The organism is Desulfovibrio aminophilus DSM 12254 (assembly GCF_000422565.1).
GTDB classification, from domain to species: domain Bacteria; phylum Desulfobacterota; class Desulfovibrionia; order Desulfovibrionales; family Desulfovibrionaceae; genus Aminidesulfovibrio; species Aminidesulfovibrio aminophilus.
This window is the reverse complement of the sequence record NZ_AUMA01000003.1, coordinates 100,848-118,047: the sequence shown is the minus strand read 5'-3', so window position 1 is coordinate 118,047 and position 17,200 is coordinate 100,848. Positions and strand designations below refer to the sequence as shown.

19 protein-coding genes are annotated in these 17,200 nt (G+C 63.2%); 13 read left to right on the top strand and 6 right to left on the bottom strand.

Going from position 1 to position 17,200, the window contains the following annotated elements:
* Both rpoZ and H587_RS0100615 read right to left on the bottom strand, forming a co-directional pair.
* Positions 1–228, bottom strand: coding sequence for a DNA-directed RNA polymerase subunit omega (rpoZ, locus tag H587_RS0100620; protein WP_027174598.1), 228 nt, complete (start codon positions 226–228; stop codon positions 1–3).
* Between the two features lie 37 nt (positions 229–265).
* Positions 266–1,603 carry a DUF4340 domain-containing protein gene (locus tag H587_RS0100615; protein ID WP_027174597.1) on the bottom strand — a complete coding sequence of 446 codons (1,338 nt, stop codon included), beginning with the start codon at positions 1,601–1,603 and terminating at the stop codon, positions 266–268.
* Positions 1,604–1,780: 177 nt separating this feature from the next.
* Here H587_RS0100615 and H587_RS0100610 point away from each other — a divergent pair, with 177 nt between their 5' ends.
* From H587_RS0100610 to H587_RS19445, 13 genes are all read left to right on the top strand, one after another.
* The gene (locus tag H587_RS0100610; protein ID WP_027174596.1) at positions 1,781–2,524 is read left to right on the top strand and encodes a tRNA lysidine(34) synthetase; all 744 of its coding nucleotides are present in this window, start codon (positions 1,781–1,783) and stop codon (positions 2,522–2,524) included.
* A gap of 80 nt (positions 2,525–2,604) precedes the next feature.
* Entirely contained in the window at positions 2,605–3,510 is a 906-nt protein-coding gene (locus H587_RS0100605) for a M23 family metallopeptidase (RefSeq protein ID WP_027174595.1), read from the top strand.
* A 121-nt stretch (positions 3,511–3,631) separates the two neighbouring features.
* Complete coding sequence (gene fliR / locus H587_RS0100600; RefSeq protein WP_027174594.1) at positions 3,632–4,423, top strand: flagellar biosynthetic protein FliR; 792 nt, start codon at positions 3,632–3,634, stop codon at positions 4,421–4,423.
* 7 nt (positions 4,424–4,430) lie between these two features.
* Positions 4,431–5,501: a flagellar biosynthesis protein FlhB gene (gene flhB / locus H587_RS0100595; protein ID WP_027174593.1), complete on the top strand. Its 1,071-nt coding sequence runs from the start codon at positions 4,431–4,433 to the stop codon at positions 5,499–5,501.
* A gap of 57 nt (positions 5,502–5,558) precedes the next feature.
* Positions 5,559–7,658 carry a flagellar biosynthesis protein FlhA gene (flhA, locus tag H587_RS0100590; protein WP_027174592.1) on the top strand — a complete coding sequence of 700 codons (2,100 nt, stop codon included), beginning with the start codon at positions 5,559–5,561 and terminating at the stop codon, positions 7,656–7,658.
* 3 nt (positions 7,659–7,661) lie between these two features.
* Complete coding sequence (locus tag H587_RS0100585) at positions 7,662–8,729, top strand: flagellar biosynthesis protein FlhF (RefSeq protein WP_027174591.1); 1,068 nt, start codon at positions 7,662–7,664, stop codon at positions 8,727–8,729.
* A gap of 25 nt (positions 8,730–8,754) precedes the next feature.
* Entirely contained in the window at positions 8,755–9,582 is an 828-nt protein-coding gene (locus tag H587_RS0100580; RefSeq protein WP_027174590.1) for a MinD/ParA family protein, read from the top strand.
* Positions 9,524–10,318: a FliA/WhiG family RNA polymerase sigma factor gene (locus tag H587_RS0100575; RefSeq protein ID WP_027174589.1), complete on the top strand. Its 795-nt coding sequence runs from the start codon at positions 9,524–9,526 to the stop codon at positions 10,316–10,318. The genes H587_RS0100580 and H587_RS0100575 overlap by 59 nt, the downstream gene beginning before the upstream one ends.
* A gap of 17 nt (positions 10,319–10,335) precedes the next feature.
* Positions 10,336–10,719: a chemotaxis response regulator CheY gene (locus tag H587_RS0100570; RefSeq protein WP_027174588.1), complete on the top strand. Its 384-nt coding sequence runs from the start codon at positions 10,336–10,338 to the stop codon at positions 10,717–10,719.
* Between the two features lie 21 nt (positions 10,720–10,740).
* Positions 10,741–11,457, top strand: a complete 717-nt coding sequence (locus tag H587_RS0100565; RefSeq protein WP_027174587.1) for a flagellar basal body-associated FliL family protein — start codon at positions 10,741–10,743, stop codon at positions 11,455–11,457.
* Position 11,458: 1 nt separating this feature from the next.
* Entirely contained in the window at positions 11,459–11,782 is a 324-nt protein-coding gene (locus tag H587_RS0100560) for a hypothetical protein (protein WP_027174586.1), read from the top strand.
* Positions 11,783–11,882: 100 nt separating this feature from the next.
* A complete protein-coding gene (locus tag H587_RS0100555; RefSeq protein ID WP_027174585.1) occupies positions 11,883–12,302 on the top strand; it encodes a hypothetical protein in 420 nt (139 codons plus the stop codon).
* A 15-nt stretch (positions 12,303–12,317) separates the two neighbouring features.
* Positions 12,318–13,085 carry a hypothetical protein gene (locus H587_RS19445; RefSeq protein WP_027174584.1) on the top strand — a complete coding sequence of 256 codons (768 nt, stop codon included), beginning with the start codon at positions 12,318–12,320 and terminating at the stop codon, positions 13,083–13,085.
* Between the two features lie 59 nt (positions 13,086–13,144).
* Here H587_RS19445 and lpxC read toward each other — a convergent pair whose 3' ends face one another.
* The 4 genes from lpxC to H587_RS0100530 all read right to left on the bottom strand — a co-directional run bounded on the left by lpxC (position 13,145) and on the right by H587_RS0100530 (position 17,139).
* Positions 13,145–14,071 carry a UDP-3-O-acyl-N-acetylglucosamine deacetylase gene (gene lpxC, locus H587_RS0100545; RefSeq protein ID WP_027174583.1) on the bottom strand — a complete coding sequence of 309 codons (927 nt, stop codon included), beginning with the start codon at positions 14,069–14,071 and terminating at the stop codon, positions 13,145–13,147.
* 179 nt (positions 14,072–14,250) lie between these two features.
* Positions 14,251–15,111, bottom strand: coding sequence for a peptide chain release factor N(5)-glutamine methyltransferase (prmC, locus tag H587_RS0100540; protein ID WP_027174582.1), 861 nt, complete (start codon positions 15,109–15,111; stop codon positions 14,251–14,253).
* Between the two features lie 7 nt (positions 15,112–15,118).
* A complete protein-coding gene (gene prfA / locus H587_RS0100535) occupies positions 15,119–16,192 on the bottom strand; it encodes a peptide chain release factor 1 (protein WP_027174581.1) in 1,074 nt (357 codons plus the stop codon).
* Positions 16,192–17,139: a DUF1385 domain-containing protein gene (locus H587_RS0100530; RefSeq protein ID WP_027174580.1), complete on the bottom strand. Its 948-nt coding sequence runs from the start codon at positions 17,137–17,139 to the stop codon at positions 16,192–16,194. The genes prfA and H587_RS0100530 overlap by 1 nt, the downstream gene beginning before the upstream one ends.
* Positions 17,140–17,200 lie beyond the last annotated feature (61 nt).

Below are 17,200 nucleotides of genomic sequence, written 5' to 3'. Positions count from 1 at the left end.
TTATTCCGCCTCGGCCTCGATCATCAGCCCCGCCTCGGGGATGGACGCGCCGGGCAGAACCTTGCCCTCGGCGATCTCGCGCAGCGCGGTGACCACTTCCTTGTTCTTGGTCTCCACCAGGGGTTCGTAGCCCTCGCGGTACTGCTTGACCCGCTTGATGGCCATCTGGACGATGAGGAAGCGGTTGCTGACCTTTTCCAGACAATCTTCGACCGTGATTCTCGCCATGTCGACTCCTTGCGGCGGACTCGAAAGCCCGGCCGTCTTATTTCTTCAAGGGAAAAAGCCCTTGAAGATCCTTGAACAATTGTGCCGAAACCGGATAACAGAGCGGACTTCCCTCGACCCGAAGCCAACAGAGCCCGGGGCTCAGTCCGATGTCCGTGTAAAAACGCAGCAAAACCAGCGAAGCTCCGGACTTGTCCCGGGCTTCACAGGTCATGGCCTCATCCGCCGAAGGCGGCAGGGCGGGCACGGCCGCCGCCTCGAACTTCACATCACTAAGACGCCACAACGCCATGTCAATGCCCCGCAAGGCCTTGCCCGTGGCGGAGTCCATCCAACCGTCCTGGGTCTTCTCCATGTTCAGGAGCTGCCCGCCGAGGACGATGCGGAAAAACTGGACCTTTCCCGTGTCCAGGCTGAGCACCTTGCGGCCCTCAAGATCGAATCCGCTCTTGGCCAGTTGGTCCAGCACATCGCGGTCCAGGGCCACCGGGCCGGGCTGCCAGGAAGACCGGGCCAAAATCATTCCCGGAAGGGGTTCCTGGCCGAAAATCTCCAGAAACTCCGGCACCGCGCCGCCACTCCACAACTCGTACCGAAGCCAGGGTTCTCCGACGGTCCGCGTCCCGTCGGGAAGCAATCGGGCCCGTAGACCGGTAAGATTGTGGATCAGCAGTTTGACCTCGGATTCGGCCACGGGCTTGTCCTTGGCCGCTTCCGGCAGGAGAAAGACGAAGCCTCCGTCCTTGCGGGCGACCTCCCAGTCCGGCCCAGCGGCCCCCAGGGAACGCAGACGGGATATCTTGTCCTCCGGCGCGGAAAAAATCCGGGTGTCGCAGAAGTATTCACTCTGGTGATCCAACTGCCGTTCCCAGGCCTTCGCCAGGAGAAAAACGGTGCCCGGGTTCATGGAGTTGACCGCGTAGAGCCCCTCGCCCGAAGGAACGGCCCGTCCCAGTGACAGCTCTACCACGGAGAGGGCCTGATCCTTGCTCTCCAGGGTCACGGAAATCCGGATGCGCGGCCGATCCAGTCCCAGGGCCGCGTCGTCGCGGCGCTCGGCGGACGGCAGCGCCCGGATGGGCTTGTTCAGGGACAGGAGGTCAAGCAGGGCCGCCACCTTGAATGGATCGGCCTTGGCCTTGGCAGGCAGGGAGGCTTCACCGGGACGGACGTACCAGACCTTGTCCTCGCGCGTCAAAACGTACCGACCAGCGGGCGCGGCGATCGAAATCTCACGCACCGAATCGACGGTCACGCTCGGCCAGACGGGCTCCACCGTTTGGCGGCTCTTGTCCAGGGGAGTCCGGGACAAGAACAAGGCCACGCCGATGGCGGCCACCGCCAGACCAAGGGCCAGGGCAAACCAGCGTTTCAAGAATCCGGCGCCTCCGGATAAGCGTCAGGTTGGCGGTCGGGGACGAAACACCGGCTCCATCCCCCACAGGCAGGCGACCCCCCGCCCGGGCAAAGGCAAGAAACATATACGGCGGAACCTTGCGAGTCAAGACAAGATGCACTATCACTCCCCAAAGGGGCCAAGGCCGCAACAGCCATGTCGAAATTCGGAAAACTCACTTACGCCCAAAAAAAGTGCGTCGCGCTGGTGGGACTATGCATGCAGCGCACGGGCATGCTGCGCCCGGGCGACCGGATCGGCGTGGCCGTATCCGGCGGGGTGGACAGCTTCGTCCTGCTCAAGACCCTGCTCATCCGCCAAGCCATCGTACCCTTTCCTTTCGAAATCATGGCCCTGCACGTGAACCCGGGGTTCTCCCCGGACAGCCACCAGGCCTTGACGGACTGGTGCGCGACGGAAGGCGTGGCTCTGCATGCGGAACTCACGGACTTCGGCCCCCGCGCCCACTCCCCGGAGAACCGCAAGAATTCCCCCTGCTTTTATTGCGCCATGCTGCGCCGCAAACGTCTGTTCCGCCTCTGCCAGGACTACGGCATGACCCACCTGGCCTTCGGGCACAACGCCGACGATCTGGTGGTGACCACCTTCATGAATCTGCTGCAGAACGGCCGATCCGACGGCCTGTCCATCCGCGAGGATTTCTTCGAGGGCCGCCTCCAGGTCGTCCGTCCGGCGCTCCTTGTGGAGAAAGGTTTCATCCGGGCCGCCGCCCGGCAGTGGGGTCTGCCGATCTGGGCCAACGACTGTCCCTCCAACGGCAACACCCGGCGCGACGAGATGCGCACTTGGCTCCAGGAGCTCTGGGCCCATGACAAGGCGTTCCGCGTCAACACCTTCAACGGGCTGACCCGCAAACAGCTCGACTTGACCTCGACCTGACACTCGTTTATAGGGGTCCGAACATGATGCAGATGAGTTGAGGCGGTTTCCCCAACCTGCAACACAAGCCGCGGAAACCTATGCTTTTCAAGAAATACCACATCGTCGTTTTCAAGGACAAACGAGGTAGTTGCAGCAAGCTTCAGCTCCGGGGGTGGACGCTCTTCACCCTCATCCTCATCCTGGCGGGCCTCACCGCCGGGAACGTCTTCCTTCTCCGCTACTATTACAGCCACGAACGCCTTCAGCGCGACCTTGAGCTATCCGAAAGAACCCTCCAGGAGCAGAAAACACAGCTTCTGAGCCTTTCCCAAAAAATCACCAGCCTTCAGAAGAATCTCACTCGAATCCGCGATTTCGACTCCAAGCTCCGGGTCATGATCAACCTGGACCAGGACAACGCCCAGGCCATGACCGCCAAGGGCGGCTCCGTGACCACCGACTTCTCCAAGGGCTATCTCCCGCTGCATCGCCACGAGCTCCTGGCCCGCAAGATGCATGGCTTCCTGGAACAGTTGAACGTGGACGCCAAGCTGGAGGAGGTCCGCCAGCAGGACGTCCTGCTCAAGATCGAATCCAACTCCGGCATCCTGCTCTCCACGCCTTCGGTCTGGCCCACGGACGGCTGGGTCACCTCCAGTTTCGGCAACCGCAAGTCGCCCTTCACCGGTCAGGAAGAATTCCACCGGGGCCTGGACATCTCCGCGGCCCGCGGCACACCGGTCTATGCGCCGGCCTCGGGCCGGGTGGTGGCGGCCGACAAGGACGGCTCCAACGGCCTGACCATGGTGCTGGCCCATTCGCCCAGCTTGACCACCCGCTACGCACACCTTCAGCGGTTCGCCGTAAAGGCGGGAGACGTGGTCAAACGCGGCGACCTGATCGCCTACGTCGGCGACACCGGACGCAGCACCGGCCCGCATCTGCACTACGAGGTGCTCCTGGCGGGGGTACCCCAGAACCCGTTGCACTACATCTTGAACTAGCCTTGTTTTCCCTCCGGCCGCCCGCCCTCCTGGAAGCCCAGCTCTCCCGGAGGGCTTTTTCACGAATACACCGCTCCATCCTTGGCCCATTCCTTGCAAATCCTCGTCCCGAGGAATGGCCATGAATCTCTTCGCCTACGATCCGTCGACCCTGTTGAGCTTTCTGCTCACCCTCTTCCGCATCAGCGTGGTGCTTTTCCTCATGCCCTTTTTCGGAGGCCAGGGACTGCCGAACACGGTCAAGGCGGCCCTGCTCATCGTCCTGACCCTGGCCGTCTGGCCCAGCCTCGCCTTTCCCGGGAACCTCTTCCCCATGGATTACTGGAACCTCGCGGTCATGCTCCTGGGGGAACTTCTGCTGGGCCTGACCCTGGGGCTCGTGATCCGCTTCCTCTTCGCGGCGGTCCAGACCGGAGGGCAGATCATCGGCTTCCAGATGGGCTTCGCCATGGTCAACGTCGTGGACCCCGACACCGGAGTCTCCGAGGCGGTCACCTCGCACTTCCTGTACATGTGCAGCATGCTCGTGTTCCTGGCCCTGGACGGACACCTCTACCTCATCAAGGGCTTGGCCTCCACCTTCCGCATGGTTCCTCCGGGCCAGCTCTTCCTCTCGCCGACGCTGACGCGGCAGATTTTCGACTTCTCCGGCCAGATGTTCTTCCTGGCCGTGAAGATCGCGGCCCCGATCATCGCCTCGCTGTTTCTCGTGGACCTGTCGTTGGCTCTCATCTCCAAGTCCGCTCCCCAAATGCACGTGCTGGTGCTGGGCTTCCCGATCAAGCTGGCCGTCGGGTTCCTTTTTCTGACGCTGCTCTTCCAGATCCTCTCGATGGTCATCACGGACTACGTGCAGGGACTGGACGCCGTGTTCATGAACATGCTCCAGGCCATGCGGCCGCCGTCGCCCTGAGGCCGTCATGGCGCAACAAGATCCGAGCAAGACAGAAAAAGCCACGCCGAAGAGGCGCAGGAAAGTCCGCGATGAGGGCAACGTCCCCAAGGGCGCGGAGATGGGCAAGACCATGACCCTGCTCGCCGGGGTCATCGCCCTGCGCTATCTCGTGGAATTTTATTACAAGGAGCTGTCCTCCATCTTCCGTTGGTTCCTGACGGGCGGCATGTTCCAGGAACTGACCCAGTCGTCCGCCTACGAGCTGTTTCTCTGGAGCATCCAACGGATGGCCCTGCTCATGCTCCCGCTCATGCTCATCCTGGCCTTCGTGGCCTGGCTCACCTTGCGCCTGCAGGTCGGCAAGCTCTGGAGCCCCAAGGTCTTCAAACCGAAATTTGGTAAAATATTTAATATATTCGCCGGTATAAAACGTCTCATGTTCAGTCCCCAAGCCCTGGTCCGCTTCGCCCGCAGCATGCTCCAGGCCGCAGTGGTCGCCATCGCCCCGTACATCGTCATCCGGCAGGAGTTTCCCAACTTCCTGCCGTTGTTCTATGCCGCTCCCGAGGGTCTCGCCGCCTACATCCTGGGCTCGGCCTACAAGATGGTCTGTTACGCCCTGGTTCCGATGATGCTCATCGCCATCGCCGACCTCTGGTACACGCGCTGGAACTACGAAGAACAGATCAAGATGACCAAGAACGAGATCAAGGACGAGCGCCGCCAAGCCGAGGGCGATCCCCAGGTCAAGGCCGAACAACGCCAGAAGATGATGAACATGATGGCCAAGCGCATGCTGGCCGACGTGCCCAAGGCCGACGTGGTGGTGACCAACCCCACGCACATCGCCGTGGCCCTGAGCTACAACGTCATGGAGGCTCCCGCCCCCCGGGTTCTGGCCAAGGGTCTGGATCACTTGGCCGAGAAGATCAAGGAAGTCGCCCGCGAGCACGACATCCCCATCCGCGAGAACAAGCCCTTGGCACAGGCTTTGTATAAGCAGGTGGAAATCGGGGAGATGATCCCCGAGGAGCTGTACCAGGCCGTGGCCGCCCTGCTCGCCCGCCTGGACCGTTTCAAGAAAAGCAAGCGCTGACGGGGGTTCAAAACACCCCGTCGATGACCGGAACCAACGTCGAGGGGTGTCAAAAACATGTCCCAGGCCAACGCCAAAACCGCGATTCTCGACCTCGACTACGGCAAGTTCGCAAAACAGGGCGACGTCCTCTTGGCGGGCGGAGTGGTCACGATCCTCTTCGTGATGCTCGTGCCGCTGCCCACGCCCTTCCTCGATTTCATGCTCAGCGTGAGCATCTCCCTGGGGTTGGTGGTTCTGGTCACGTCCATGTTCATGACCTCGCCCCTGGAGTTCTCCATCTTCCCGTCCCTGCTGCTGGTGACCACCCTGCTCCGTCTGGCCCTGAACGTGGCCTCCACGCGCCTCATCCTGCTCCACGGCGACGAGGGCACCAGCGCGGCGGGTACGGTCATCCAAAGCTTCGGCGAGTTCGTGGTCGGCGGCAACTACGCCATCGGCATCGTCATCTTCTTCATCCTCTTCACCCTGAACAAGGTCGTCATCGTCTCGGGCACCACCCGCATCGCCGAAGTGGCGGCCCGCTTCACCCTGGACGCCATGCCGGGCAAACAGATGGCCATCGAGGCCGACCTCAACGCCGGGCTCATCGACGAAAAGGAAGCCACCAAGCGCCGCCACATGATCCGCAAGGAAGCCGACTTCTACGGAGCCATGGACGGCGCGGGCAAGTTCGTATCCGGAGACGTGAAGGCGACGATGATCATCACCGCCATCAACATCGTCGGCGGCTTCTTCATCGGCGTCCTGCAGAAGGGCATGAATTGGGCCGACGCGGCAGAAACCTACACCCTGCTGACCATCGGCGACGGACTGGTGTCCATCATCCCCTCGCTCATCACCTCCACCGCAGCGGGCATCATCGTCTCCCGCGCGGCGGCCGAAGCCAAGATGGGCGAGGAATTCCTGGGCCAGTTGACCTTCCACCACCGCGCCCTGCGCCTGGTCTCCGGCATGCTCGGCCTTTTCTCCCTGGTGCCCGGCATGCCCTTCCTGCCCTTCATCACGCTGGCCGGGCTGGTCTTCTTCGTGAGCAAGCTTTCGGCGAAGTTCTTCGGCGATACCCAGAAGGAGGAGGCCGACAAGGGACTTCAGTCCAAGACCCTGGACACCCCGGAGGAGGTGCAGACCCTCCTGCCCCTGGACCAGTTGGAGCTGGAGGTGGGTTACGGCCTGATCCCCCTGGTGGACGAGGAACAGAACGGCAACCTCCTGGCCCGCATCCGCTCAATCCGGCGCCAGTTCGCTCTGGACATGGGCGTGATCATCCCCTCCCTGCACCTGCGGGACAACCTCCAGCTCAAGCCCGGAGAATACCGCGTACTGGTCAAGGGCAACCCCATCGCCAGCTCGGAGATCCTCATCGACCACTTCCTGGCCATGGATCCCGGCGACGCCAAACACCGCATCCAGGGCGTGGAGACCGTGGAGCCCGCCTTCAACCTGCCCGCCATCTGGATCCCCGAAGCCCAGAAGGAAGAGGCCATGCTCGCCGGATACACCGTGGTGGACCCCTCCACCGTGGTGGCCACGCATCTCACCGAAGTCTTCCGGCGCAACCTGCATGAATTCCTGGGCCGCCAGGAAGTCCAGAACCTGCTGGACAACCTCTCCAAGCGCGCGCCCAAGGCCGTGGAGAGCCTGGTTCCCGCCGTCCTCTCCCTGGGCGTCGTGCAGAAGGTTCTCCAGAACCTGGTCATGGAAGGCGTGTCCATCCGCGACCTCCTGACCATAGTGGAAACCCTGGCCGACTACGGCCCCGCCAGCCAGGATCCCACGCAACTGACGGAATACGTCCGCGCCCGCATGGGACGGACCATCATCAAGCCTTACCTGGGCACGGACAACGGCCTGCGTTTCTTCACCCTGAACCAGACCATCGACGAAAGCCTCAACGGGGCCCTGCGTCAGGCCGAGCACGGCGCCTACCTGGCCATGGAACCGGGATTGGCCCAACGCATCATCCGGTCCATCAGCAAGACCATGGACTCGGTCCTGGCGCCGGACGGCCAGCCCGTGCTGCTGACCAACCCACAGCTCCGCCCGCATTTGGCTCAATTGCTCCTGCGTTTTCTCCCCAATCTGCCGGTGATCTCCCAGGCCGAGATCCCCGCCGACGTGAAGATTCAATCCCTGGCCGTCGTGGAGTTGAGCTAAACCATGCACGTGAAGACCTACAGAGGCCGCAGCGCCAAGGAAGCCTTGGACCAGGTCAAGGCCGACCTGGGAGACGAGGCCGTGATCCTTTCCAACAAGACCGTCGCGGACAACGGAACCCGTGTCTGCGAAATCACGGCGGCCGTGGAACGGCCGATCCTCCCGCACCCCTCCCGCACCCGCGAGGAGGTGCTGGGCGAAGCCCTGGCCGCTTCGGAGTGGTCGCGCGAGTGGCGCCAGCTCAAGGACCAATTTCTGGCCCTCATGCGGCCCCAGATGGACCTCGCCGCGCTCACGCCGCGCCAGCGCCTGAGCCTGGAATACCTGGAGCGCGAGGGGGTGGAGCAGGACGTGCTCCTGGCCGTGTACCTGCGCCTGCGCGAGGATCCCGGCCTGTCCATCCTGCCCGTGCTGGAAAGCCTCACCGGCGTGCGACCCTTCGAGTCAAAAAAATGGCCCCAAAAATTTCATGTCATGGCCGGCCCCCACGGCGCGGGCAAGACCACCTCGCTCATCCGTCTGGCCCTGCGCGAAAAGAAGCGCAACCCCAAGGCCCGCATCTGCCTCGCCTCAGCCGACCAGTGCCAGGGCAAGGGGCGGGTCGTACTCCGGCACTACGCCGAACTCTCCGGCTTGGCCTTCCGGGAGGTGGCCGGCCGCGAGGACTTCGCCTGCCTGGTGGCCGACGCCCGCAACTTCGACCGGGTCTTCGTGGACCTGCCCGGGCTTCCCGCCGGTACAGACCTGGAATCCTGGCTGGGATCACGCGGCATGCTCCATTTCGAGGACATGGCCGTGCATCTCGTGCTCAATCCCTACTACAGTCCGGCCCAGTTCCGGGCCTTCCGCGAAAAATACGCGAGCCCGGCCCTGAAAAGCCTCATCTGGACGAAACTCGATGAAGCCTGTACCTTCGGGGCACTGATCAACGTCCCGCACGAGAGTGGACTGCCCGTATCGGCCCTCTCCTTCGCGCCGGGGCTTTCGGGCAGCCTGGTGCCGGCTCGGGGCGAAATGATCTGGAGACTTCTGTTCAAGCACCAGCTGCCGGCTGAAGGCGCCGCCGCCTGAGCCCCGGCATAGGCAAGGAGATCCGATGACCTCTCGTTTTCCCATGGTCTTCTCCGTGACCTCCGGCAAGGGCGGCGTGGGCAAGACCAATATCTCGGTCAACCTGGCCCTCTGCCTGTCCCGCATGGGCAAGCGGGTGGTCCTGCTGGACGCCGACCTGGGCCTGGCCAACGTGGACGTGATCCTGGGCCTCGCGCCCAAGCTGAACATCTTTCATCTCTTCCACGAAGACGTGACTCTGGACCAGATCCTGCTGGACACGCCGTATGGATTCCGCATCCTGCCCGCATCCTCGGGCGTCTCCGAGATGGTCAACCTGGACACCGGCCAGAAGCTCGAGCTCCTGGAATCCATGGACTCCCTGGAGAACGACATCGACTATCTCATCGTGGACACCGGCGCGGGCATCAACGAAAACGTGCTCTACTTCAATCTGGCCGCCCAGGAACGGCTCCTGGTGCTGACCCCCGAGCCGACCTCGCTCACCGACGCCTACGCCCTGATCAAGGTGCTCAAGAACCGGCACGGCGTGGAGCGTTTCCGCGTCCTGGTGAACATGGTCAAGGATCCGAAGCAGGCCAAGGAGACTTACGCCCGTCTCGTGGGCGCTTGCGATCATTTCCTCTCCGGCGTTTCGCTGGATCTGGTGGGGGCCATCCCCCAGGATCCGGCGATGAAGAAGGCCGTGATCAACCAGATCCCGGTCTGTGCGCACGCTCCCGATGCAGCGGCCAGTCAGGCGATCGGCGCGGCCGCGCGCGCAATCGGCTCCTGGAAAACGGCGGCGAAAACGGATGGAAACATCAAGTTCTTCTGGAAAAAGCTCCTCTTCCACGAACCCTCCGTGGCTTGAGTTGGAGCAAGGGCTGAAGCCCTGGGACGCCTTCTCCCCCAAGGAACGGGAGCAGGTGGTCCGTCACTACGGCCCCAAGATCCGTATTCTGGCCTTGCGCCTCAAGGCCAAGCTCCCGCAAAGCGTGGAGCTGAACGAGCTGCTCAGCGCCGGAAGCCTGGGCCTGTTGGACGCCCTGAGCAAGTTCCGCCCCGAGTTCGGCATCAAGTTCGACACCTACTCCGAAAACAGGATCAAGGGCGCCATGCTCGACGAGCTGCGCCGCATGGACTGGTTTTCCCGAGGCCTGCGCCACAAGGTCAAGGTCATCGAGGACGCCATGCGCCAGATCGAGCATGAGACCGGCGTCTCGGCCAACACCAAGCAGATCGAGGAACGTACCGGACTTTCCCCCCGGGAAGTCCAGCAAGGGCTGGAAGCGCTGCAAAACAACCTTTGCGTGAGCATCGACTCCCTGCACGAATCCCTGATGGGCAACAGGGAACTCCTTACCGAGAACGAGCCTTTCCAATCAGCGGCCTTCCAGGAAATGGTGAACAAGGTCGCCGGGCTCATCGAGGAATTGACGCCACGTGAGAAGCTGGTAATTTCGCTCTATTACAGTGAAGAATTGAACATGAAAGAGACGGCCGAGGTCATGGACATCACGGAAGGCCGTGTCTCCCAACTGCACTCCCAGGCCCTGCTCAAACTCCGGGAGAACTTCCGGGCCAAGTTCGAAAACGAGGGCGAATAGGAAGCGGAGGGAACGCGATGGCGGCCGATCTCAACATGCGCATCCTCGTGGTGGACGACTTCTCCACCATGCGCAAGATCATCAAGAACATCCTGCGCCAACTGGGCTTCACCAACGTGATCGAGGCCGACGACGGCTCCACCGGCTGGGAGGCCCTGAACCGCGAGAATGTCGACTTCATCATCTCGGACTGGAACATGCCCAAGATGAGCGGCATCGAATTCCTGCGCAAGGTACGGGCCAGCGAGGAGTATGCAGAGCTGCCCTTCCTCATGGTCACCGCCGAGGCCCAGCAGGAGAACATCATCGAGGCCGTGCAGGCCAAGGTCTCCAACTACATCGTCAAACCGTTCACACCCGAAACGCTGAACCAGAAGATCCAGAAGATCTTCGGTAAATAACACCGGCGGGGAATCCGACTCATGCTCTTCATCGTCCCCGACGACAGCGACGAAACACGCGAAGCTCCGGAGGCTGCGGGCCAGATCAAGGCTCAGCTCGACGAAGGCGAGAGCGCGGGCCGCGAGACCAAGAAGGTCGAACTGGACCTGGACGACGCACCCTTCCTGGAAGAGGAGGAAGAGGAGGAGGTCGTCGAGGAAGCGATTCCGCAACCTCAGTTGGAGGAGGAAAAACCGCCTCGGCAGGCGCCGGCATGGCTCAAGAACAAATTTCTCTGGATCGGACTGGCCGTGGCCCTGGTGCTCATTTCAGTGGTGGTCAAATTCCTGTTCTTCAACAAACCCGCGCCGGTGCCGCCACCGTCGGTGGAGGAGCAAAAGGCTGAACCGGCGCCGCCACCGCCGGTGGAGGAGGCCAAGCCCAAGGATGAAGGCGAAACCATTCTGCGTCTGGATCCCTTCTGGGTGGAGCAGAAGGACAAGAACGGCGACATCCGGTTCCTGGTGGTGCGCATCGTCTTCAGCACCAAGGACCAGAACTTGGCCAAGAACCTGACCCAGGAAACCATCACGGTGCGCAACGCCGTGTACTACTACCTGAAGAATAAAGATCTGCAATTTCTGGCCGATGAGAAGAATGCGGAACGACTCAAAAAAGAGCTGCTCACCGTGGTCAACCAGTACATGGGGGCCGGGCAGTTCGAAAACCTCCTCTTTGAGGAGTATGTGGTGAAGTGACATGACGCCCTCGCCCTTGGATCTGCCCATCCTCATCTCCCAGCTGCCGTATGTGCAGAAGGTGGTGCATGCCGAGCAGGTCAAGCCCGAGGCGCACCAGAGCCTGTTCGCCCCGCTCCTGCACCGGAAGATGCGCGAGGAAAAGGAAACCGTGCAGCAGGTGGAACAGTCGGAAGCCGCCGATCCGGTGGACCGGGACGGCGGAGGACAGAGCCGCGGACAGCCTCAGGAACAGTATCGCGAACGCTCTCCGGCTTCCGAACAGGAAGCCCTGGCCTCCAACGCCTCGCCTTGGACCGGCAACATCATCAACGTCAAGATTTAGCTTCCCCTCCCCACGGCAGATTTCTTGCACACCCATCTCGCGATACGCCGCGCGCACCGGATTTTTGACACCCGCGGCGGTGACGCAACCCGAGGTATGCATGAACGCTTCCGCCCTGCTTCTGGTCCTGGTTTCCCTGGCCGAACTGGCCCTGCTCTCCGTGGTCATCGTCTTCTTCCTGCGGCTGCGAAAATCCGAAGCCCTGGTGCATGGCCTCCAGTCCCGCCAGGGCGAACTCCTGCGCAAGCTCCAGGTCAACGCCCAGTTGGAGAGGGAGCTGGTGGACAGCTTTCGCGGCCGCCAGGAGGAGCTGGCCCGCCTGGACCAGCTCCTGGAGGAACGCACCAGACAACTGAGCGACCTGGTCAAGCAGGCCGAGGGCTTCACCCGCTCTCCCCGCTTCCTGCGGCAGGTCATCCTCGCGGGGCACGGCGAGGGCAAGCCGACCCCGAGCCTGGCCAGGGCCACAGGTCTCAGCGTGGAGGAAGTGGAACTCATCATCAGCCAGGCCGGAAACTAAGCCGGATACGAGGCCATGCACGACCCTTGGGAAGCCCTGGCCCGGCAAGCCGCCTTCCGCTCCCGTCACAAGGTGGGACAGAAGGTGCGGGCGCGTTTCCTCCGCGAGGAAGGTGGGCTGGCCTGGGTCTCCGTGGACGGCCAGGAGCTGTTGGCCCGCGTGGCCCAAATGCCCGCGCCCGGCGCCGTCTTGTTGTTCCTGGTCAAGAGCCTGGAGCCGGACATCCAGCTTCAGGACGTGACCCCGGCTTACAGTCCTGCCACCCCCCTGGCCATCATGGCCGCGGATTTCCTGACCGTTCGCTCCCACTTCGACGGCCTTTTGCGGCACACTCCTGAATACCCGGCCGAGGCGAACCCGGCGGCCTACCGGTCCTGGCTCATGAGCGACACCGCCCGGGCCGAGGCCTTTCTGCGTTGCGCCGGCGTCGTCGGAACCCTGAACCGGGCGCTGGCTCCCCATGGCCGGCGCCTGTATTGGCTGCCCTGGCTCCCCATGGGAGCCGAGGCCCATGAGCTGGTGGTGCGGAACACTGGGCGCGGGCTGCTGGACGCCGAACTCGGATTCATCGCTCCGCCCAGGGGCATGACGCGTCTGCGGGTGCTCTTCAAACCTCCCAGGGCCGCCTGGCGGCTGCTGCTGGAACGTCCGGAAGCCTGGAACGCAGGATTGAAGGCGTTCACAGCATCCGATGCGCGTGCGGAATTCCTGGGATTGGAACGCCTGCCTCCCGGCGGTCGGGGCGGCGTCTTGGCCGAGGCTCTGCGCGGGCTTCGGATCTGAAAACGAAACGACCCGCCTCACGGCGGGTCGTTTCGTTTTCAAGGAAAAGCGAACCGAAATCAGGCCACGGCCTGGACAGGGCGGGCGATTTTTCCGGCCATGGATTCAGGGGCCTGAACGGGAGCGGCGACGGGCAACTCGATCTCCTCGAGATAATCCGCGCGGTGGGCGTCCAGATAGCGCAGGAAGGCGTTGTTCAGGGCGTGCCCCGAGGCGAAGACCTCGAAACTGCCGTGAAGCGGCATGCCCATGACGGCCATGTCGCCCACGAAGTCCAGCAGCTTGTGGCGCACGAACTCGTCCTTGTAGCGCAGACCGTCGGCGTTGAGCACATTGTACTCGTCCAGGACGATGGCGTTGTCCAGAGAACCGCCCAGAGCCAAGCCATTGGCGTGCAGATAGTCCACTTCCTTGAGGAAGCCGAACGTGCGGGCCTTGGCCAGATCGGCGGCGAAGGCGCGCGGGGAGCCTTCCCAGGCGAGGTGCTGGCGGCCGATGAGCGGATGGGCGAACTCGATGGTGTAGTCCACGCGGAAGCCGTTGAAAGGCTCGGCCTTGATGAAGCGGCCCTGGTTCTCGAAGTTGATCGGGGCCTTGAGGGCCAGGACGCGCCGCGGCTTGGCCAGGGCGCGGACGCCCGCCTGGTTCAGCAGGTAGACGAAGGAACCGGCGCTGCCGTCCATGATCGGAACTTCCCGGCCCTGGACCTCGACGTGGATGTTGTCGATGGACAGGCCCCGGATGGCGGCCAGCAAATGCTCCACCGTGGCCACGCTCTCCTGTCCGTTTCCCAGTGTGGTGGCCAAACCCGTGTCCACGACCAGCGACGGGTTGGGAGCCAGGAAGGCGGAGCCGGAGCCGTTGCGGACGGAAAACAGTATACCGGTATCTTCAGGGGCCGGGCGCAGGGTCAGTTCGACCTGCTTGCCGCTATGCAGCCCGATTCCTTTGCAGCGAACGGTCTTGCGGATGGTGGTCTGTAGCATACTCCCTCCGGCTTCCCACCAAGCAAGAATCGCGCCATGGAGTCTAGAGAATTTTACATCCAACTGTTTCAATGAGTTACAAAAAAATTCCCACTGCCCACCCACGGTACGGGCAGCCGTTTTTCGTAGGGTTTTCCCCACAGCTTTCCGGGAGTTGTGTGCTTTTCACCACAGCCTGATCAACGGCGGCGGGCCAAAAGCACACGGTCCAGACCGGCCAAGTCGCGCAGAACCGCCACTTCGCCGAAGGCGTCCAGTCCCTCGAACAAGGCCCGGACGGCAGCGCCCTGGCCGCAGCCGATCTCCATCAAGACCACGCCGCCGGGGCGCAGGATGCGGGCCATTTCCGGAGCCTGGGCCCGAATCTGATCCAGGCCGTCCGGCCCGCCGCGCAGGGCCAGCGGCGGTTCGAAATCGCGCACCTCATGGGAAAGCTCGGCGTACTCGACGTCACTGATGTAGGGCGGGTTGGCCACCACGAGATCGGCGCAGTCGTCGGCCAGGGGGCAGGCCCCGGCGTCGGCCCGGGTCAGGGTGACCCGCTCCGCCACGCCATGCCGCCGGACATTCTCACGGGCCACGGCGAGCGCGGCCGGGCTCAGGTCCACGGCCGCCACCCGGGCGGTTGAAAACTGCAGGGCCAGAATCACGGCCAAGCAGCCCGAACCCGTGCCCAGGTCCACGATGGTCAGGGCCGCGTCCCGAGGAAAGAGGCTCCCGGCCTCCTCCACGATGCATTCCGTCTCGGGCCGGGGCACGAGCACGTCGCCGCAGACCGTGAATTCCAGCCCCCAGAACTCCTTGCGGCCCAAAATCAGGGCGGCGGGTTCGCCCCGGCCGCGACGGGTCACCAGCGCGCGGGCCCGGGCCAGTTCCTCACCCGCCAGGGGCCGGTCCATGTTCAGGAACAAATGCAGACGGTCCGTTCCCAAGACCTCGGCCAGCAGCAGTTCGGCCGACAGACGCGGAGAGTCCACGCCGCGCGCGGCGAGGTACTCCTGGGACTTTCCGAGAATTTCCCGGACGGTGGGTCCGGTCATGGGCGTGCTACTGGGCTCCGGCCTGACGAGTCAGGGCCTCGGTCTGGTAGTGGCTGACAAGTCCCTGGACCAGCTCGTCCAGATCTCCTTCCAGAACGGCGGCGAGCTTGTAGAGGGTCAGGTTGATGCGGTGGTCCGTGACCCGTCCCTGCGGAAAGTTGTAGGTGCGGATGCGCTCCGAGCGGTCGCCCGATCCCACCTGACTGCGCCGGGCCTCGTTGTATTCGGCGTTCTTGCGGTCCTGCTCCAGTTGGAGCAACCGCGAACGCAGCACCTTGAGCGCCTTGGCCTTGTTCTTGTGCTGGGACTTCTCGTCCTGGCAGGAGACCACCAGGCCGGTGGGCAGGTGCGTCACGCGGATGGCCGAATCCGTGGTGTTCACGCTCTGGCCGCCGGGGCCGGAGGAACGAAACACGTCCACCCGGACCTCGTCCGGCTTGATCTCCACGTCCACCTCCTCGGCCTCGGGCAGCACCGCCACGGTCACGGCCGAGGTATGGATGCGCCCCTGGGCCTCGGTGGCCGGGACGCGCTGCACCCGGTGGGTCCCGGACTCGTACTTGAGCTTGGAGTAGACCTTGTTGCCGGAGATGGCCGCGATCACTTCCTTGAATCCGCCGGAACCGGTGTCATGGCTGGACATTTCCTCGACCTTCCAGCCCTGGGCCTCGGCGTAGCGGGCGTACATGCGGTAGAGGTCCGCCGCGAACAGCGCGGCTTCCTCGCCACCGGTGCCCGCGCGGATTTCCACGATGATGTTCTTGTCGTCCATGGGATCCTTGGGCAGGAGCAGAATCTTCAACTCCTCCTCCAAGGCGGGCAGGCGTTCCTCGATGGACGCGATCTCGGCATGGGCCATCTCCCGAATCTCGGGGTCGGCGTCCCGGACCAGCTCCTTGTTGTCGGCCAGTTCCTGGGTCAGGCGCTTGTAGTCACGAAAGACCTTGACGATCTCGCCCATGTCAGAATGGCTCTTGGTCAGCTTGCGGTAGCGCTCCTGGTCGCCGAAGACCTCGGGTTGCGACAGCTCCTTTTCCAGGTCGATGAAGGTGCGCTCGATCTGTTCCAGCTTGGCGAACATCAGCAGGCACTCCTTTCGCCCACCGCACCCTTGAGAGCAGCGATGGCCACCTCGATCTGGCGGTCGTCGGGCTCCTTGGTGGTCAATATCTGCATGGCCAGCCCAGGCCAGCAGAGAATCTTGCACAAACCGTTGTCGCGATAGCGCCCGGCGAACTTGATCATCTCATAGGCCAGACAGCTCACCGGGATCATCAGGAAGAGCTTGAGGGTCACGATGTAGAGGTGCTTCACCAGGAAGACTGACGGGGCGTAGAAGGTCAACAGCCAGGGGACGAGAAATGTGTAGAGCACGATGCTCACGGCCAGGACGAAGAGCAGAAAGGCCGTGCCGCAACGAGGGTGCAGGCGGCTGAAGGGCCGGGTGGACTCCGGCGTGAGCAGGCCGCCGCTCTCGAAGGTCCAGATGACCTTGTGCTCGGCCCCATGGTACTGGAAGACCCGCCGGATGTCCGGCACGTAGGAGATGGCCAGGATGTAGCCCACGAACAGGAGCAGTTTGAACAGGCCGTCCCAGATGTGGAAGCTCAGGGCGTCCACGTCGCCGGACAGGCCGAGCCATTCCATGGCCAAGGAAAAGAAGTGCGGCAGGACGACGAAGAGTCCGAGGGCCGCGCCGATGGCCACGACCATGGTCAAAGCCAAGTGGAACCCGGTGATCTCGCCGTCGGTCTCCTCGTCCACGGCCTGGGTGGCCGAGAAGTTCAGGGCCTTGATGCCGTTGACCAGGGTTTCCAGCAGCACGGGGAAGCCGCGCACGAAGGGTTTGCGCAGAAGAGGGGCCTTCGTCAGGGAAAACCAGGGCCGGACCTCCACGTGGATCTCGCCTCCCGGGCGACGCACGGCTATGGCCAGGCGATCCTTGGCGCGCATCATGACGCCCTCGATCACGGCTTGGCCTCCCACGGTCTCCTGGGCGGCGTGCAGAAGCAGATTCCGAAGTCTCACCCTGGCGGTTCCTTCCCGGTTTCCCGGCGCGACGGCGACGTCGGTCGAACCCGGCCTTTCG

Coding starts and splice junctions, on each gene's coding strand:
- rpoZ (WP_027174598.1), bottom strand. CDS start 228: ATGGCGAGAATCACGGTCGAAGATTGTCTGGAAAAGGTCAGCAACCGC.
- H587_RS0100610 (WP_027174596.1), top strand. CDS start 1,781: ATGTCGAAATTCGGAAAACTCACTTACGCCCAAAAAAAGTGCGTCGCG.
- H587_RS0100605 (WP_027174595.1), top strand. CDS start 2,605: ATGCTTTTCAAGAAATACCACATCGTCGTTTTCAAGGACAAACGAGGT.
- fliR (WP_027174594.1), top strand. CDS start 3,632: ATGAATCTCTTCGCCTACGATCCGTCGACCCTGTTGAGCTTTCTGCTC.
- flhB (WP_027174593.1), top strand. CDS start 4,431: ATGGCGCAACAAGATCCGAGCAAGACAGAAAAAGCCACGCCGAAGAGG.
- flhA (WP_027174592.1), top strand. CDS start 5,559: ATGTCCCAGGCCAACGCCAAAACCGCGATTCTCGACCTCGACTACGGC.
- H587_RS0100585 (WP_027174591.1), top strand. CDS start 7,662: ATGCACGTGAAGACCTACAGAGGCCGCAGCGCCAAGGAAGCCTTGGAC.
- H587_RS0100580 (WP_027174590.1), top strand. CDS start 8,755: ATGACCTCTCGTTTTCCCATGGTCTTCTCCGTGACCTCCGGCAAGGGC.
- H587_RS0100575 (WP_027174589.1), top strand. CDS start 9,524: ATGGAAACATCAAGTTCTTCTGGAAAAAGCTCCTCTTCCACGAACCCT.
- H587_RS0100570 (WP_027174588.1), top strand. CDS start 10,336: ATGGCGGCCGATCTCAACATGCGCATCCTCGTGGTGGACGACTTCTCC.
- H587_RS0100565 (WP_027174587.1), top strand. CDS start 10,741: ATGCTCTTCATCGTCCCCGACGACAGCGACGAAACACGCGAAGCTCCG.
- H587_RS0100560 (WP_027174586.1), top strand. CDS start 11,459: ATGACGCCCTCGCCCTTGGATCTGCCCATCCTCATCTCCCAGCTGCCG.
- H587_RS0100555 (WP_027174585.1), top strand. CDS start 11,883: ATGAACGCTTCCGCCCTGCTTCTGGTCCTGGTTTCCCTGGCCGAACTG.
- H587_RS19445 (WP_027174584.1), top strand. CDS start 12,318: ATGCACGACCCTTGGGAAGCCCTGGCCCGGCAAGCCGCCTTCCGCTCC.
- lpxC (WP_027174583.1), bottom strand. CDS start 14,071: ATGCTACAGACCACCATCCGCAAGACCGTTCGCTGCAAAGGAATCGGG.
- prmC (WP_027174582.1), bottom strand. CDS start 15,111: ATGACCGGACCCACCGTCCGGGAAATTCTCGGAAAGTCCCAGGAGTAC.
- prfA (WP_027174581.1), bottom strand. CDS start 16,192: ATGTTCGCCAAGCTGGAACAGATCGAGCGCACCTTCATCGACCTGGAA.